Source organism: Kitasatospora sp. NPDC059722, assembly GCF_042733235.1.
In the GTDB taxonomy this organism is placed as follows: domain Bacteria; phylum Actinomycetota; class Actinomycetes; order Streptomycetales; family Streptomycetaceae; genus Kitasatospora.
The window spans coordinates 138,934-154,188 of sequence record NZ_JBHWGD010000009.1 but is presented as its reverse complement, the minus strand read 5'-3'; the positions used below and the strand labels follow the sequence as shown (position 1 = coordinate 154,188).

Below are 15,255 nucleotides of genomic sequence, written 5' to 3'. Positions count from 1 at the left end.
GCGGGCCCCCGCCGCGCCCCCACGGGGCGCGGCGCGGGCCCGCCCCGCGCCGCCCCGGGTGGTGGGTGCGCCGCCGCCCCCGGCCGCCCCCCCACCACCGTCGTTCCGGGGCCACGGGCGCCCCGGGGCCAGGACGTTCCGGGGCCACGGCGCCCCGGGCCCCAGGCGCCCCGGGCCCACGGCGTCCCGGCCCCAAGGCCTCCCGCGGCGGCTCAGCCCGCGGGCGGCACGTCCGCCGAGAGCATCTGCAGTCGTCGCATGGCCGCGGCGCCGAAGAGCCCCTGACCCGCGTCCCGCGCACCCGCCAGGAACGGGCGCAGCGCGCCCTCTGTCCGCGGGGCGAGCCCGTCCGCGTGCAGCCGGCGGACCACGGCGTCGAACTCCCCGTCGTACTGCACCGCCCACACGAGGTGCTCGTCCTTGACGAAGGCCACCGAGGCGATCAAGGGGTCCCCGTCCTCGGCCGGCTTGCGCAGCACCTCGCCCTGCACCCGCTCGAAGACGGCGCCGATCTCGTCCTCGTCGGCGCCCGGCGCGATCCGCTGGGTCCACGCCGCCAGCTGCGCCGAGCGCTCCTCGCGGAACTCCTGGAACACGCAGGTCATCAGCGCGTTCTGGAAGTACTGCTGGAAGCCCTCCACGGTCTCGGTGTCGCGCGGCACCTGGAGGTACGGGCCGAGCTTGCGCTCCGCCTCCTTGACCCCCTGCTGGCCGCCCATGTGCCGGCCGATCTGCCGCAGGTCCCCCTCGAACTGGACGACGCGGGTCATGAGTTCGCCCTCGATGAAGAGCCCGGTCGAGACGTTGCGACCGGCCGACCGCCCCTCCTCGTCCCGGTACTCCGCCGAGTCGGCCCGGCGGAAGCTCCCCTCGGCGAAGATCTCCGCGATCTCCTCCTCGTGTCCGAGCCGAACCTTGTAACCGATCGCGATGAATGCCATGGCCGCGCCTCCGGGTTGCTGGGATGGTCCGGGCCGCATGATGCCCGCGCGCGGTCCACGCCGGATCGAGGACCGCTGGGAGGGCCCGGCGGCGGAACGCATCGGCCGGTCACGAACTCCGCCGAGCTGACTCGCCGTCAAGAATCTTCAGTGATCCTCCAGTTGTCCCGGAGGTCCGATCGCCACGATGGGGCGTCGATCCACCTCGAAGGCCCACGGATGGAGAAGGCATGCCCAAGTCGGACCGCACGCTGATCGTCGCGCGGATGGACCCCGCCGACGCGCCGGAGGTCGCCCGGATCTTCGCCGAGTCGGACGCCACCGAGCTGCCGCACCTGATCGGCGCCACCCGGCGCACCCTGTTCCGCTTCCACGACCTGTACTTCCACCTCGTCGAGTCGCAGGCGGACATCACCCCCGACCTCTACAAGGCCCGCAGCCACCCGCTGTACCAGGAGATCCACGACCGGCTGGCGGAGTACATGCGGCCGTACGACCCGGCGTGGGCCGAGCCCAAGGACGCGATGGCCCAGCCGTTCTACACCTGGCAGCGCGGCTGAGATGGAGGCCCTGCGCATCCTGCTGCCGGTCGCCCTGCTGGGCAACGGGCTCGCCGCGGGCGGGCTGATGATCGCCGTGCTGGGCGGCGCCCCGCTGCTGCTGTCGCTCCCGACCGAGCGGTACGTCATCACCCACCAGTTCATGGTCACCCGGTTCGATCCGTTCATGCCGGCCTGCATGGTGGCCGCGCTGATCTGCGACGTCGGACTCGCCCTCGTGACCGGCACCGCCCTGACCGCGGCGCTCTTCGGGCTCTGCGCGCTGCTGCTGGTGGGCGCCATGGTGGTCTCGCTCGCCAAGAACGTCCCGATCAACCGGTGGATCGCCACCGTGGACCCGCAGGCGCTGCCGGACAACTGGACGGAGATCGACCCGAGGGTCCGGTGGAGCAACTGGAACCGGGTCCGTACCGCGCTGGTCCTGGCCGCGCTCGCGGTGCTCGTCCTGAACACCGGCCTGCTCCTGCACGCCAACTGACGCACGATCGATTCGAAGAGGATCCCCATGAGCGTTGACACGGTGACCGGCGGCCCGCCCGACGCGCGGTCGCTGCCCGCCCCGGTCCGGCTGATCCTGCTCACCAACGGCCGGCGGATCAGCGAAGTCCTGCACGTGGTCGCCGAGTTGCGGATCGCCGACCTGCTGGCCGACCACCCGCGGACGGTGGCCGAGTTGGCCGGGCTCACCGACAGCCACGAGGAGTCGCTCTACCGCGTGCTGCGCTGCGCCGCCGCCTTCGGGCTGGTGACGGAGGAGGAGGACCGCCGCTTCGCGGAGAACGAGCTCACCGTCGGCCTGCGCAGCGACATCCCGTTCGGGGTGCGCGACCTGGTGCTCTACAACGGCTCCGAGTCGGTGCGCCGCCCGTACGGCGAGATCCTGCACACCGTGCGCACGGGCCGCCCGGCGTTCGAGCACGTCTTCGGGCGCCCGTTCTTCGCCGGGGACGGCGCCGCGGACACCGGCACCACGGACACCGGCGCTACCCAGGACACCGGCGCCGCCCAGGACGACGTTGCCGCCGGGGAAGGCACCGAACCCGTCGGCACCGGCGCCCTGTTCGACCGTGCGATGACGCAGATGAGCCGGTCCACCACGCACCTGTTCACCTCCCAGTACGACTTCACCCGCTTCTCGCGGATCGCCGACATCGGCGGCGGCCAGGGCTTCTTCCTGAGCGCCGTCCTGAACGCCGTGCCCGGCGCCACCGGGGTCCTCCTGGACCGGCCGCACGTCGTCAAGGACGCCGCACACCACCTGGCCGAGGCGGGGGTCGGGGAGCGCGTCTCGATTGTCCCCGGCAGCTTCTTCCACCCGCTGCCCGCCGACTGCGACGCCTACCTCCTCAAGCAGGTGCTGCACGACTGGGACGACGAGCACGCCGTGCGCATCCTGCGGGGCGTCCGCGACGCGCTCGGCGACCGCGCCGAGGGCCGGCTGCTGGTCCTCGACCACGTGGTGGCCGGTCCCAACGAGTGGGACCAGGGCAAGTTCCTGGACGTCGACATGATGCTCCGCTTCGGCGGCCGCGAGCGCACCCTCCGCGAGTGGCAGGACCTGCTGACCGCCGCGGACTTCGCCCTCGCCAACCGTCCCGCCACCGGCCGCTGGGCGGTCCTCGAAGCCCGGCCCCTCCCCCGGGCCCGGTCCGGCCGGGCGGCCTGAGCGGCCCCGGCACCCCGTACCGACGACACACCCGACACCAAGAGATGAGGCACCCGAGCGTCATGAGCATCGATCTGACCGGCAAGCGGATCCTGGTCACCGGCGGCAGCCGCGGCATCGGCCGCGGCATCGTCCTCGCGCTGGCCCGGGCCGGCGCCCGGACCGTCGCCTGCTACCGCACCGAGAGCCCGGCCGTGGAGAGCCTGCGCGGGGAGCTGGCCGCCACCGGCGGCGAGCACCACCTCGTCCAGGCCGACGTGAGCGTGCCGGAGGACGTCGAGCGGCTGGTCTCCACCGCGAAGGAGCGCTTCGGCGCGCTGGACGTCGTGGTCAACAACGCCGGCGTGATCAGCCACGTCCCCTTCCCCGAGCTGCCGCTGGAGGAGTGGCGGCGGGTGCTGGACACCAACCTCACCGCCCCGTTCCTGGTGATCCAGAAGTCGCTGCCGCTGCTGTCGGCCGGCTCCTCGGTGATCACCGTGGGCTCGCGGGCCGCGGTGATCGGCATCCCGCTGCGCGCCCACTACACCGCGTCCAAGGCCGGCCTCATCGGCCTGACCCGCTCGCTGATGAAGGAGCTCGGCCCGAAGGGCATCCGGGTCAACCTGGTCGCCCCGGGCGTCATCGAGACCGAGGAGTTCGAGACCGCGCCGCCGGAGGAGGTGGCCCGGGTCAAGTCCCGCTACCAGGGCCTGACCGGCCTCGGCCGGCTCGGCACCCCGGACGAGATCGCCGGCGCGGTGCTCTTCCTGTCCAGCGACCTCTCCGCGTACGTGACCGGCGAGACCATCCACGTGGACGGGGGGATCTGAGCCGTGGCCGAGCGATCCAAGGTCTTCCGGGTGCTGCTGCGCGCCGAGATCAAGCCCGAGCTGGAGCAGGACTTCGAGCGCACCTGGCTGGAGATCGGGTCCACCGTGACCGACCACCCCGCCAACCTCGGCCAGTGGCTGATGCGCAGCGAGGAGGAGGACGGCCTCTACTTCATCGTCAGCGACTGGGTGGACGAGCCGAGGTTCCGGGAGTTCGAGTCGAGCGACCAGCACCTGGACCACCGCAAGCGGCTGCACCCGTTCCGGTCCGGCGGCGCCATGTGGACCACCACGGTCCTGCACGCCCTGGAGAAGCGGTGACCACCGGCCGGACACCGACCACGGGACGGGTGAGGATCATGCTCTTCTGCCAAGTCCCCTCCGGTGAGCAGGAGTCGGCGATCGAGGAGGCCTACCACCGGATCAGCGGCGACCTGGCCGGCACCCCCGGCCTGCTCGGCAACGAGCTCCTCCGCTCGCTGATCGACGACGGCGCGTTCGCCGTGATGAGCGAGTGGGAGAGCGCCGAGGCCTTCAAGCGCTGGGACGAGGGGCCCGACCACAAGGGCCAGACCTCGCCGCTGCGCCCGTACCAGGACGCCGCCCGCTCCCGCCCCTGGGAGATGTACACCGTCCGGGCCGCCTACTGAGGGCCCGTCACCGGGCGCCCACCGGCACCGCGGACCCTCCCCGTCCGCGGTGCCGTACGCCGTTGTGCACCGGACACTGTTGCGCGCCGGCCGCCGTTGTGCACCGGACACTGTTGCGCGCCGGCCGCCCGGACACCCGTTCCCCTCCACCGCGCCGCCGCCGAAGGGAAGTGCCATGTCTCCACCGGCCGACGGGTGCCGGGCCCGGCGCATCGCCTCGGCGGCGGTCCGCACGCTCGCCCTGGCCCTGCGCATCACGGGCGGCCTCTACGGCCCGTTCGACCCGGGCGGGCACCTCTCCCCGCCGCCGGACGGCAGCGCGCGGCGGCCGCCGGACAACGGCCGGCTCAGCCGGGCCGAAAAACGGTTGTGGGAAGAGCTCGTGGAACGGCTCCGCTGACCGCGCACGGACACCCGCGGGCAAAACCGCGGGCGAACCCGCGAGTAGGAATTCCGGCGGCCCGCGGCCGTGGAAAACGAATCCGGAAAAATCCGCCGAACATTTGGATTCGGCCAGCACAGCACTGGACATGCACGAGCAGGCGGTGGAATTGTCTGCTGCCGAGCCCAGCGGCCGCCGAAGGAGCACCGATGTCCGACCTCGCAGAGCCTCGAATCATCGCCTGGGCCGGAGCCGACGAACGGGCGGAGGAAACGGCGCGGACCGAACTCGCCGACCGGCTGGCAGCCGCCGCCCCGGACGGCCCGGACGCCCCCGACCGCCCCGACACCCCCGACGGCCCGGGCAGGATCGACGGGATCGCCGACGACGCGGCCCGGCGCCTCGCCGACATCCCGCCCGCCCACCGGGCGGTGCGCGGAGCACTCGTGGCCTCCTCCGTCCGGGAGGCCGCCGAGCTCCTGCGGACGGACCGCGCGCTGCGCCGGGACACCCGTCGGCAGCCGCCCCGGCCGGTCGGCCTGCTCTTCCCCGGCCACGGCTCGCAGCACCCCCGGATGGGTGCCGGGCTCTACGGCCACGACGCCGCGTTCAGCGCCGCGATGGACGACTTCTTCACCGCCGTCGGCCCCACCGGCCCGATGCTGCGCGAGGCCTGGCTGGCCGAGGACCCCGAACGCCGGATCGACGAGGGGGAGCTCGGCCAGCCGCTGCTGTACGCGGTGGGGCACGCGCTCGCCCGGATGCTGGCCGGCTGGGGCCTGCGGCCCGCGGCCGTGCTCGGCCACAGCGTGGGCGAGCTGGTGGCCGCGACCGTCGCCGGGGTGCTCCGGCCGCGCGACGGCGCCCGGCTGATGGCCGCCCGCTCCCACACGTACGCGCCGGTGGTCCCCGGCGGGCTGGTCACGGTCGCCGCCTCGGCGCGCGAGCTCGCCCCGTTCGCCGTGGGCGACGTGAGCGTCGCGGTCGTCAACGGCCCCCGCCAGACCGCCCTCGGCGCCCCGGCGGCGGCACTGGCGGCACTGGAGCACGACCTGCGGCTGGCCGGCTTCGTGGCCCGCCGGACGAGGATCCGCCAGCCCTTCCACACCCCGCACGCCGTGCCCGCCGCCGAGCTGTTCGAACCGGCCTTCGCCGCGGTCGCCCTGCGGCCGCCCGAGCTGCCGGTGTACTCCTCCGCGACCGCCGCCCCGGTCCGCCCCCACGAGGCGCTCCGTCCGCGCTTCTGGGCCCGGCAGATGTCGGATCCGGTGCTCTTCGGCCCGGCCCTGGACCGCCTGCTCGCCGACCACCGCCTGCTGCTGGTCGAGGCCGGCCCCGGCCAGGCCCTGACCGCGCTCGCGCTGCGCCACCCCGCCGTGACCGCCGGCCGCAGCGCGGCCGTCGGCCTGCTTCCCGCCCGCCCCGGCGGCGACGGCTCCCGGAACGGGCGGGCCGACCGCGAGGCCGCCCTCCGGGCCGCGGCCCGGATCTGGGTGGAAGGCCACCAGCTGGACCGGACCGCGCCGAACTGAAACGCGTCCTGGTCCCGGCTCCGAGGGGATTCCCCCGAATTCCCCCGGAGTCCCCGGATTTCCCGGGAAAACCAAAACCCTCACCACATGAAAACAGGGGGAGCAATGGATTATTCGGTACTCGGGACCCTCGCCGCCCGGGACGGTGAAATCGACCGGACGCCCAGTGCCCCGAAACTCCGAAGGGTGTTGGCCACCCTGCTGCTGAGAGCCAACAAGCTGGTGCTGGCCGAAACGCTGGCCGAGGAACTCTGGCAGGACAATCCGCCGACCAGTGCGACCGCCACCCTGCAGACCTACATCTACCAGCTCCGCAAGTCGTTCGGGAGCGACGGCCGCGACCGCGAGAGCATCATCCGGACGCGGACCGAGCCCTCCGGCTACGTCCTGTCCGCCGATCCCGACCACCTCGACCTGGTGCGCTTCCAGGCCCTGGTGCGCGAGGGCCGGCACGCGCTGGAGACGAACCGGCCGGAGCGGGCGTCCGAGGTGCTCCACCAGGCGCTCGACCTGTGGCAGGGGCCGGTCTTCGGCGGCGTCGTGTGCGGGCCGGTCCTGCAGTGCCACGCGACCTTCCTGGAGGAGGAACGGATGAACGCCCTGGAGATGCGGATAGACGCGGACCTGCGGCTCGGCCTGCACCGCGAGCTGGTCTCCGAGCTCAAGACGCTCGTGGTGGCCCACCCGCTGCACGAGTGGTTCCACAGCCGCCTCATGATGGCGCTCCACTCCTCGTCCCGGCAGGGCGAGGCGCTCGACGTGTACCAGTCCTACCGCCGGCGGCTGCGCGACGAGCTGGGCCTCGAACCCGGCCTGGCGATGCAGCGCGCCCAGCAGGACATTCTCAACAGCACTTTGCAGCCGACCTTCTGACGTAACGTCATTCCGATGCGCTGATCGGCCGACGGCGGTCGGCGACCGGCCAGGGCACTCCGCCGGAGCCCCGGCCGGCCGGTTCCCGTCCACGGGTCGGTCCGGGCCGCTACGGCCTCCGCCCCACGGCGAGCGCAGCGTCACGGCCCGCGACGGAGGCAGCGTCACGGCCCGCGACGTGCTCGCGGATCACCCGCACGATCGAGGCCAGGTCGGTGCCGGGCCCGAACACCCCGCCCACTCCCTGGGCCCGCAGCTCGTCGGCGTCCTCGGCCGGGACGATCCCGCCCAGGAGCACCAGCACGTCCTCCAGGCCCAGCGCGGACAGCCCCTCCAGCACCGGTGGCACCAGCGCGAGGTGGTTCCCGGAGAGGCTGGACAGCCCGAGCACGTCGGCGTCCTCGGCCAGCACGGCCTGCACGATCTGCTCCGGCAGCTGGTTGCCGAGGTACACCACTTCCATCCCGTGCTGCACCAGGTGGCGGCTGACCACCATGACGCCGCGGTAGTGCGAGTCGAGGCCGGGTTTGGCCATCACCACGCGGATGCGCTCCATCCGTGCTTCCTCCTCTTGGGTCGAGCCGACGTCCGGTCAGATGAGCGGCTGGTGCCAGCCGCCGTGCAGGCTGCGGAAGACGTCGCAGCACTCGCCGAGCGTCGCCCCGGCCCGTGCCGCGTCGAGCAGTCCCGGCATGGTGTTGCGGCCCGCGACGGCCGCCGCGCGCACCCGCTCCAGCGCCGTGCGCACCCGCCCGGCGTCCCGGGCCGCCCGCACGCGGGCCAGGCGGCGGCGCTGCGCCTCGATGGTGGCCGGCACCCGGAACGGTTCGATCCGCAGCGGCTCGTCCTCGTCCCGGAAGCGGTTGACGCCGACGACGGTCCGGCTGCCGTCGTCGAGCTCCAGCTGCCGGTCGTACGCGCGGCCGGTCAGCTGCTTGTGCACCCAGCCCTGGTCGACGGCCGCGACCAGGCCGCCCATCGCGTCGATCCGGTCCAGGAGGACGCCGACCCGGCGCTCGATCTCGTCGGTCAGGTGCTCGACGTAGTAGCTGCCCGCCAGCGGATCGGCGGTCCGGTCGACGCCCGTCTCGTGGCGCAGGATCAGCTGCGTGTGCAGCGCGGTGAGCGCCGCCTGTTCCGAGGGGATGGACAGCGCCTCGTCGTAGGCGCTGACGTGCAGCGACTGCGCGCCGCCCAGCACCGCCGCGAGGGCCTGGTACGCGGCCCGGGTGATGTTGTTGAGCGGCTGACGCGCCGTCAGTGCGGAGCCGGCGGTCTGGACGTGGTAGCGGAGCATCAGGCTGCGGGGGTCCGCCGCCTTCAGCCGCTCCTCGAAGACCCTGGCGTAGACCCGGCGGGCGGCACGGTACTTGGCGACCTCCTCGAAGAAGTCGCTGTCCGCGCTGAAGAAGGCGGTGAGCCGGCCGGCGAAGGAGTCCACGGGGTGGCCCCGGCGGACCATCTCCTCGGCCGTCGCGACGGCGTGGGCCACGACCAGCGCGACCTCGTGCACCGCGTCGGCGCCCGCCTCGCGGTAGTTGTAGCCGGTGTAGCTGATCGCGTTCCAGCGCGGCACCTGCTGGAGGCAGAACTCCACGACGTCCGTCGACAGTCGGAAGGAGAACGCGGGCTCGAGCACGCTCGGCGCGGTGAGCACCACCGTCTCCATCATGAAGTCGTTCTGCAGCGTGCCGCGCAGGTCAGCGAAGGCGTACCCGCGCCGCTCGGCGGCGGCCAGGTAGAAGGCGAGCACCGCCCCGGCCGCGACCGGGTGGGAGAGCACCAGCGAGACGCTCACCCGGTCGAGCGGGATCCCGTCGTACAGGGCGAGCATGTCCTCGACGCCGTCGATCGCGACCCCGCCCTGGCCGGCGTCCGCGCGGGCGATCGGCTCGTCGCTGTCGTAGCCGCGGTTGGTCGGGAAGTCGAAGACGGTGTTGACCGCGGTGGCCCCGGAGTCCAGCAGCATGCGCAGCCGCCGGTTGGTGTGGTCCGCGGTGCTGTACCCGGCCAACTGGCGTACCGCCCATGGCCGTTCACGGTACATCCCGGCCCGGGTGCCACGGGTGAACGGAGCCCGGCCCGGCAGCTCGGCGGCGCGCTCGCCGGGCAGGTCCCCGGGGCCGTAGCAGGGCTTGACCGGCAGCCCGGACTCGGTGAAGACCGGTTCGGCGACGTCGGGTCCGGCGACGTCGAATCCGGTGGAAGCGGGCTCGGTGGAAGCGGGTCCGGTGGAAGCGGGTTCCGTCACGGCAGTCTCACCACCTGCGCGGCGAAGGTGAGTCCGGCCCCGAAGCCGATCAGCAGCGCGAGCGAGCCGGACTCGACCCGGCCGGTGGTGAGCAGCCGCTCGATCGCCAGCGGGATGGAGGCCGAGCTGGTGTTGCCGGCCGTCTCGATGTCGTCGGCCACCACCACGTGGCCGGGCAGCCCGAGTTCGCCGACCAGCACGTCGGTGATCCGCATGTTCGCCTGGTGCGGGACGAAGGCGGCCAGGTCCGCGAAGGTGATCCCGGCCTCGGCCACCGCCCTGCGGGCGACGGCCACCATCTCGTCCACCACCCAGCGGAAGACCCGGCGGCCGTCCATCCGCATGACCGGCACCGGCGCGGCCGGGTCGCGCAGGCGGTCGCCCCAGGAGCCGCTCATCACGACGGCGTCCAGCTGCCGCCCGTCGGCGCCCCAGACCACCGGGCCGACGCCCGGTTCGGCGGAAGGGCCGAGCACGACCGCGCCGGCCCCGTCGGCCAGCAGGAAGGCGATCTGCCGGTCCGCCGGGTCGACCAGGTCGGTCAGCCGCTCCACGCCGACCACCAGGGCGTGGTCGGCGGTGCCGGTCCTGATCATCGCCGCGGCGGTCTCGATCGCGTAGCAGAAGCCGGCGCAGGCCGCGTTGAGGTCGAAGGCGGCCGCGCCGACCGCGCCGGCCCGGGTCGCGACGTCCACCGCGAGCGGCGGCAGCGAGACCAGGTTGGTGGTGCTCGCCGCGATGACCAGGCCGATGTCGCGCGGGTCCACGCCGGCCGCGGCGATCGCCTTCGCGGCCGCCGCCGCGCCCATCACCGCGAGCGTCTCCTCCGGTTCGGCGAAGCGGCGCAGCCGGATGCCGGAGCGCGACTCGATCCACTCCTCGGTCGAGTCGATCGCCTCGCACACCTCCCGGTTGTCCACCACCCGGCGCGGCCGGTAGTCGCCGACCCCGATGATCCGGCCGTACCTCGGCCCGGCCCGGCCTCCCGCCCTCAACACACCACTCAGCTCCTCTCGGCACAGCCATCCGTGGAGGGATCGTCGCCGGTGGCCCTCCACGGTGCATCGAGCACGTCTGAAGCGGCCGGGGCCGTTCAGGGTCCTTCTAGGACGGTCCGAGCGCACCTTGCCAAGGTGAGCGGCAAGAGCCCGCGAGCCGCGAGGAGGCACGAACGTGAACGACCTGGTCAACCACGGTCTGGGGCTGGTGGCCCTGCTGGGCAGCGGCATCGTCTCCGGGGTCTTCTTCGCCGTGGCCATCAGTGTCATCCCCACGGCCATGGCGCTCTCCGTCGACCGGTACGTGGAGATCCACAAGCTGCTGGGGCGCCACTACGACCCCACCATGCCGATCATCGTGATCTCCGCGGGGCTGGCCGACTTCGCGCTGGGCGGCACGGCCGACCGGGCCTGGATCCGGGTGCTCACCGTTCTGGCCGGCCTCGCGCTGGCCGGCGTGGCGGTGGTCTCCCGGGCCTGCAACGTGCCGATCAACCGCCAGGTCAAGCTGGTCGAGTCGGGTGCCGTGCCGGAGGGCTGGCGCGATCCGCGGCCGCTGTGGCGGGACTGGCACCACCTGCGGACGGCGCTGGCCATGGTCGCCCTCGTGGGCAACGCGGTCGCGGTCACCTGGGGGGCCTGAACCGATGGAATCCCGCTACCGCCGCTCCCTCGCGCTCGGCCGCTACCGGCCCGCCGTCCCGCTGGACCTGCCCGACCGCACCTGGCCCTCGCGCCGGATCACCCGGGCGCCGCGCTGGCTCTCCACCGATCTGCGCGACGGCAACCAGGCGCTGATCGACCCGATGTCACCGGCCCGCAAGCGCCGGATGTTCGACCTGCTGGTCGCGCTGGGCTACCGGGAGATCGAGGTCGGCTTCCCGGCCTCCGGGCAGGCCGACTACGACTTCGTCCGCTCGATCATCGAGCAGGACGCCATCCCCGACCACGTGACCGTCTCGGTGCTCACCCAGGCGCGGGACGACCTCATCGGGCGGACCGTCGAGTCGCTGGCCGGCGCCCGGCGCGCGACCGTGCACCTCTACAACGCGACCGCGCCGCTCTTCCGCCGGGTGGTCTTCGGCGTCGACCGCGACCAGTGCCGGGCGATCGCCGAGCAGGGCACCCGTCTGGTCCTCGAACACGCCGGAAAGCTGCTCGGCGACGCGACCGAACTCGGCTACGAGTACAGCCCGGAGATCTTCACCGACACCGAGCCGGAGTTCGCACTGGAGGTCTGCGAGGCGGTGGCGGACGTCTGGCAGCCCGACGAGGGACGCGAGCTGATCCTCAACCTCCCGGCGACGGTGGAGCGTTCGACGCCCAACGACTACGCCGACCGGATCGAGTGGATGTCCAGGAACCTGACGAGGCGTCAGCACATCTGCCTGTCCGTCCACCCGCACAACGACCGCGGCACCGCCGTCGCCGCCGCCGAGCTCGCCGTCATGGCCGGCGCCGACCGCGTCGAGGGCTGCCTGTTCGGCCAGGGCGAGCGCACCGGCAACGTCGACCTCGTCACCCTGGCCATGAACCTCTACACCCAGGGCGTCGACCCCGGCATCGACCTCTCCGACATCGACGCGGTCCGCCGCACCGCCGAGCACTGCACCCGGCTGGAGGTGCACCCGCGCCACCCGTACGCCGGCGACCTCGTCTACACCTCCTTCTCCGGCTCCCACCAGGACGCCATCAAGAAGGGCTTCGAGGCGATGGCCGCCGAGGCCGAGGCGCTCGGCCGGCCGGTGGACGAGGTGCCGTGGGCCGTGCCCTATCTGCCCGTCGACCCCCGGGACGTCGGGCGCGGCTACGACGCCGTGATCCGCGTCAACTCCCAGTCCGGCAAGGGCGGGGTCGCCTACGTGCTGCGGACCGGGCACGGGCTCGACCTGCCGCGCCGCCTGCAGATCGAGTTCGCCAAGGCCGTCCAGGCCCGCACCGACGACCTCGGCGGCGAGGTCGCGCCCGAGGAGATCTGGCGGCTCTTCCGCGCCGAGTACCTCACCGAGCGCGCACCACTGGCCCTGCTCAGCCACAACACCGCCACCGGCGACGACGGCCGCGACACGCTCACCGCGGCCGTCCGCCTCGACGGCGCGATCCACCGGCTGCACGGCACCGGCAACGGGCCGATCGACGCCTTCGCCGACGCGCTCGCCGGGATCGGCGTGGACCTCCACGTGCTCGACTTCCGCGAACACGCGCTCGCCGCCGGCAGCAACGCCCGCGCCGTCGCGTACGTGGAGTGCGCCCTGCACGGCCGGACGGTGTGGGGCGTGGGCATCGCCACCGGGATCGTCCGCGCCTCGCTCGCCGCCGCCGTCAGCGCCGTCAACCGCGCCGGCGCCGCCACCCCCGCCGCCACCACCCCCGGCCAGGAGGCCTGACGTGCTCACCAGCCGCTTCCCCGCCCACGACCCCGATCCGGTGCAGCTCCTCGACCCGGCCGGCCGCCGGGTCGCCCACCCCGACCACGAGCTCGACCTCACCCCCGAGGAGTACCGGGCGCTCTACCGCGACATGCTGCTGGTGCGCCGGATCGACACCGAGGCCACCGTCCTCCAGCGCCAGGGCGAACTCGGCCTGTGGGCCTCGCTCCTCGGCCAGGAGGCCGCCCAGATCGGCGCCGGACGGGCACTGCGCCCGCAGGACTTCGTATTCTCCAGCTACCGCGAGCACGGCGTCGCCTGGTGCCGGGGCATCCCCCCGATCGACCTCCTCGGGTTCTGGCGCGGCACCGCCCACGGCAGTTGGGACCCGTACCGGGCCGGCATGGCCAACTACCAGGTGGTGGTGGGCGGCCACGCCCTGCACGGCGTCGGCTACGGCATGGGCCTGCGGCTCGACGGCGCCGACGGCGCGGTGCTGGTCTGCTTCGGCGACGGCGCGACCAGCCAGGGCGACGTCCACGAGGCCTTCACCTACGCGGCCGTGTTCGACGCCCCGGTGGTCTTCTACTGCCAGAACAACCACTGGGCGATCTCCGAGCCGCTCTCCCGGCAGACCCGCGTCCCGCTGTACCGGCGCGCCCACGGCTACGGCTTCCCCGGCGTCCGGGTGGACGGCAACGACGTGCTCGCCACGCTCGCGGTGACGGACGCGGCCCTGGAGCACGCCAGGTCCGGCTCGGGACCGGTGCTGATCGAGGCCGTCACCTACCGGATGGCCCCGCACACCACCTCCGACGACGCCACCCGCTACCGCTCCCCCGACGAGGTCGCCGAGTGGGTCGCACGGGATCCGATCACCCGCCTGCGGGCCTACCTGGAGCACGAGCGGTTCGCCGACCCCGCGTTCTTCACCGCCCTCGACGAGGAGGCCGACCGGCTGGCCGTCCGGCTGCGCACCGAGTGCCGCGCCCTGCCCGACCCCGGGCCGACGGCCGTGTTCGACCACGTCTACGCCGGACCGCACCCGCTGATCGACGCCGGGCGCGCCCGCCTCACCGAGTTCCTCGACCAGTTCACGGACGGACCGGAAGGGACGCGCACATGGAGCTGACCCTCGCCAAGGCCCTCAACGCCGGCCTCCGCAGGGCCATGGAGGCCGACCGCAGGGTGGTCCTGCTCGGCGAGGACGTCGGCCGCCTCGGCGGCGTCTTCCGGATCACCGACGGGCTGCACAAGGACTTCGGCGGCGACCGCGTGATCGACACCCCGCTCGCCGAGTCGGGGATCGTCGGCACCGCCATCGGCCTCGCCTTCCGCGGCTACCGGCCGGTCTGCGAGATCCAGTTCGACGGCTTCGTCTACCCCGCGTACGACCAGATCGTGGCCCAGCTCGCCAAGCTCCGCGCTCGCACCGGCGGCCGGGTGGCCATGCCGGTCGTCGTGCGGATCCCGTTCGGCGGCGGGATCGGCGCGGTGGAGCACCACAGCGAGTCGCCGGAGGCGTACTTCGCCCACACCGCGGGGCTGCGGGTGGTCACCTGCGCCCGGCCCGCCGACGCGTACTGGATGATCCAGCAGGCGGTGGCCTGCGACGACCCGGTGATCTTCTTCGAGCCCAAGCGCCGCTACTGGGACAAGGGCGAGGTCGACCCGGCGGCCGGCGCGCCGCTGCCGCTCCACTCGGCCGAGGTGGTCCGCCCGGGCACCGACCTCACCCTCGTGGGGTACGGGCCGACGGTCCGGCTCTGCCTGGAGGCCGCCGGGGCCGCCGCCGCGGAGGGCCGCAGCCTGGAGGTGGTCGACCTGCGCTCGCTCTCGCCGCTGGACGTGCCCACCGTCCGGGACTCGGTCGTGCGGACCGGGCGGCTGGTCACCGTCCACGAGGCGCCCGGCCAGCTGGGCGTGGCCGCCGAGCTCGCCTGCCGGATCACCGAGGCGTGCTTCTACTCCCTCCAGGCGCCCGCGCTGCGGGTGACCGGCTTCGACACCCCGTACCCGCCGTCCCGCCTGGAGGACGTCTACCTGCCGGACCTGGAGCGGGTGATGGACTGCGTGGAGCAGTCGCTGTCGCACTGAACGGGCGCGCGTGCGCCGAGGGGGGGGGGGGGGTGCGGGAGCACACGGGCCCCACGCAGCGGGAGAAAAAAAAAAAACAAAAAAAACCAAAAAACAAAATTAAGTAGAGGTGGTGTGTTTTTTA

At 73.3% G+C, this 15,255-nt stretch carries 17 protein-coding genes; 13 read left to right on the top strand and 4 right to left on the bottom strand.

The genetic code is table 11. The features are described 5' to 3' along the window. Positions 1 to 212 precede the first annotated feature (212 nt). Positions 213 to 941, bottom strand: a complete 729-nt coding sequence (locus ACFV4F_RS08305; protein WP_380500980.1) for a SchA/CurD-like domain-containing protein — start codon at positions 939 to 941, stop codon at positions 213 to 215. Between the two features lie 230 nt (positions 942 to 1,171). Between ACFV4F_RS08305 and ACFV4F_RS08300 the strand changes: the two genes are divergently transcribed. From ACFV4F_RS08300 to ACFV4F_RS08260, 9 genes are all read left to right on the top strand, one after another. Next, a complete protein-coding gene (locus ACFV4F_RS08300) occupies positions 1,172 to 1,501 on the top strand; it encodes a TcmI family type II polyketide cyclase (RefSeq protein ID WP_380445945.1) in 330 nt (109 codons plus the stop codon). Between the two features lies 1 nt (position 1,502). Continuing rightward, a complete protein-coding gene (locus tag ACFV4F_RS08295; protein ID WP_380500978.1) occupies positions 1,503 to 1,979 on the top strand; it encodes an anthrone oxygenase family protein in 477 nt (158 codons plus the stop codon). A gap of 27 nt (positions 1,980 to 2,006) precedes the next feature. Then, positions 2,007 to 3,167: a methyltransferase gene (locus ACFV4F_RS08290; RefSeq protein WP_380500976.1), complete on the top strand. Its 1,161-nt coding sequence runs from the start codon at positions 2,007 to 2,009 to the stop codon at positions 3,165 to 3,167. Between the two features lie 62 nt (positions 3,168 to 3,229). Continuing rightward, complete coding sequence (locus ACFV4F_RS08285; RefSeq protein WP_380497052.1) at positions 3,230 to 3,979, top strand: SDR family NAD(P)-dependent oxidoreductase; 750 nt, start codon at positions 3,230 to 3,232, stop codon at positions 3,977 to 3,979. 3 nt (positions 3,980 to 3,982) lie between these two features. Then, positions 3,983 to 4,300, top strand: a complete 318-nt coding sequence (locus tag ACFV4F_RS08280; protein WP_380445941.1) for an antibiotic biosynthesis monooxygenase family protein — start codon at positions 3,983 to 3,985, stop codon at positions 4,298 to 4,300. A gap of 38 nt (positions 4,301 to 4,338) precedes the next feature. Continuing rightward, on the top strand, positions 4,339 to 4,629 hold the full coding sequence (locus ACFV4F_RS08275) for an antibiotic biosynthesis monooxygenase family protein (RefSeq protein ID WP_380500974.1): 291 nt from the start codon (positions 4,339 to 4,341) through the stop codon (positions 4,627 to 4,629). Between the two features lie 175 nt (positions 4,630 to 4,804). Next, positions 4,805 to 5,029 carry a hypothetical protein gene (locus ACFV4F_RS08270; RefSeq protein WP_380445939.1) on the top strand — a complete coding sequence of 75 codons (225 nt, stop codon included), beginning with the start codon at positions 4,805 to 4,807 and terminating at the stop codon, positions 5,027 to 5,029. Between the two features lie 191 nt (positions 5,030 to 5,220). After that, the gene (locus ACFV4F_RS08265; RefSeq protein ID WP_380500972.1) at positions 5,221 to 6,543 is read left to right on the top strand and encodes an acyltransferase domain-containing protein; all 1,323 of its coding nucleotides are present in this window, start codon (positions 5,221 to 5,223) and stop codon (positions 6,541 to 6,543) included. Between the two features lie 87 nt (positions 6,544 to 6,630). Continuing rightward, entirely contained in the window at positions 6,631 to 7,416 is a 786-nt protein-coding gene (locus ACFV4F_RS08260) for a BTAD domain-containing putative transcriptional regulator (protein WP_380445937.1), read from the top strand. 109 nt (positions 7,417 to 7,525) lie between these two features. Here the strand turns inward: ACFV4F_RS08260 and ACFV4F_RS08255 are convergent, their stop codons facing one another. The 3 genes from ACFV4F_RS08255 to ACFV4F_RS08245 are packed head-to-tail and all read right to left on the bottom strand — an operon-like array spanning position 7,526 to position 10,665. Continuing rightward, positions 7,526 to 7,972, bottom strand: a complete 447-nt coding sequence (locus ACFV4F_RS08255) for a cobalamin B12-binding domain-containing protein (RefSeq protein WP_380500970.1) — start codon at positions 7,970 to 7,972, stop codon at positions 7,526 to 7,528. Positions 7,973 to 8,008: 36 nt separating this feature from the next. Further along, positions 8,009 to 9,667, bottom strand: a complete 1,659-nt coding sequence (locus tag ACFV4F_RS08250) for a methylmalonyl-CoA mutase (protein WP_380500968.1) — start codon at positions 9,665 to 9,667, stop codon at positions 8,009 to 8,011. Then, the gene (locus tag ACFV4F_RS08245) at positions 9,664 to 10,665 is read right to left on the bottom strand and encodes a beta-ketoacyl-ACP synthase 3 (protein ID WP_380445934.1); all 1,002 of its coding nucleotides are present in this window, start codon (positions 10,663 to 10,665) and stop codon (positions 9,664 to 9,666) included. The genes ACFV4F_RS08250 and ACFV4F_RS08245 overlap by 4 nt, the downstream gene beginning before the upstream one ends. A 175-nt stretch (positions 10,666 to 10,840) precedes the next feature. Between ACFV4F_RS08245 and ACFV4F_RS08240 the strand changes: the two genes are divergently transcribed. From ACFV4F_RS08240 to ACFV4F_RS08225, 4 genes are read left to right on the top strand one after another with little or no spacing between them, the layout of a single operon-like run. Continuing rightward, the gene (locus tag ACFV4F_RS08240; RefSeq protein ID WP_380445933.1) at positions 10,841 to 11,308 is read left to right on the top strand and encodes an anthrone oxygenase family protein; all 468 of its coding nucleotides are present in this window, start codon (positions 10,841 to 10,843) and stop codon (positions 11,306 to 11,308) included. 4 nt (positions 11,309 to 11,312) lie between these two features. Further along, positions 11,313 to 13,052, top strand: coding sequence for a 2-isopropylmalate synthase (gene leuA, locus ACFV4F_RS08235; RefSeq protein ID WP_380500966.1), 1,740 nt, complete (start codon positions 11,313 to 11,315; stop codon positions 13,050 to 13,052). 1 nt (position 13,053) lies between these two features. Further along, on the top strand, positions 13,054 to 14,166 hold the full coding sequence (pdhA, locus tag ACFV4F_RS08230) for a pyruvate dehydrogenase (acetyl-transferring) E1 component subunit alpha (RefSeq protein WP_380500964.1): 1,113 nt from the start codon (positions 13,054 to 13,056) through the stop codon (positions 14,164 to 14,166). After that, positions 14,157 to 15,131 carry an alpha-ketoacid dehydrogenase subunit beta gene (locus tag ACFV4F_RS08225; RefSeq protein ID WP_380500963.1) on the top strand — a complete coding sequence of 325 codons (975 nt, stop codon included), beginning with the start codon at positions 14,157 to 14,159 and terminating at the stop codon, positions 15,129 to 15,131. Before pdhA ends, ACFV4F_RS08225 begins: the two co-directional genes overlap by 10 nt. The last annotated feature ends 124 nt before the right edge of the window (positions 15,132 to 15,255 follow it).

Excerpts from the sequence above, each read along its gene's own strand:
- ACFV4F_RS08305 (WP_380500980.1), bottom strand. The coding sequence starts at position 941 with ATGGCATTCATCGCGATCGGTTACAAGGTTCGGCTCGGACACGAGGAG.
- ACFV4F_RS08300 (WP_380445945.1), top strand. The coding sequence starts at position 1,172 with ATGCCCAAGTCGGACCGCACGCTGATCGTCGCGCGGATGGACCCCGCC.
- ACFV4F_RS08295 (WP_380500978.1), top strand. The coding sequence starts at position 1,503 with ATGGAGGCCCTGCGCATCCTGCTGCCGGTCGCCCTGCTGGGCAACGGG.
- ACFV4F_RS08290 (WP_380500976.1), top strand. The coding sequence starts at position 2,007 with ATGAGCGTTGACACGGTGACCGGCGGCCCGCCCGACGCGCGGTCGCTG.
- ACFV4F_RS08285 (WP_380497052.1), top strand. The coding sequence starts at position 3,230 with ATGAGCATCGATCTGACCGGCAAGCGGATCCTGGTCACCGGCGGCAGC.
- ACFV4F_RS08275 (WP_380500974.1), top strand. The coding sequence starts at position 4,339 with ATGCTCTTCTGCCAAGTCCCCTCCGGTGAGCAGGAGTCGGCGATCGAG.
- ACFV4F_RS08270 (WP_380445939.1), top strand. The coding sequence starts at position 4,805 with ATGTCTCCACCGGCCGACGGGTGCCGGGCCCGGCGCATCGCCTCGGCG.
- ACFV4F_RS08265 (WP_380500972.1), top strand. The coding sequence starts at position 5,221 with ATGTCCGACCTCGCAGAGCCTCGAATCATCGCCTGGGCCGGAGCCGAC.
- ACFV4F_RS08260 (WP_380445937.1), top strand. The coding sequence starts at position 6,631 with ATGAAAACAGGGGGAGCAATGGATTATTCGGTACTCGGGACCCTCGCC.
- ACFV4F_RS08255 (WP_380500970.1), bottom strand. The coding sequence starts at position 7,972 with ATGGAGCGCATCCGCGTGGTGATGGCCAAACCCGGCCTCGACTCGCAC.
- leuA (WP_380500966.1), top strand. The coding sequence starts at position 11,313 with ATGGAATCCCGCTACCGCCGCTCCCTCGCGCTCGGCCGCTACCGGCCC.
- ACFV4F_RS08225 (WP_380500963.1), top strand. The coding sequence starts at position 14,157 with ATGGAGCTGACCCTCGCCAAGGCCCTCAACGCCGGCCTCCGCAGGGCC.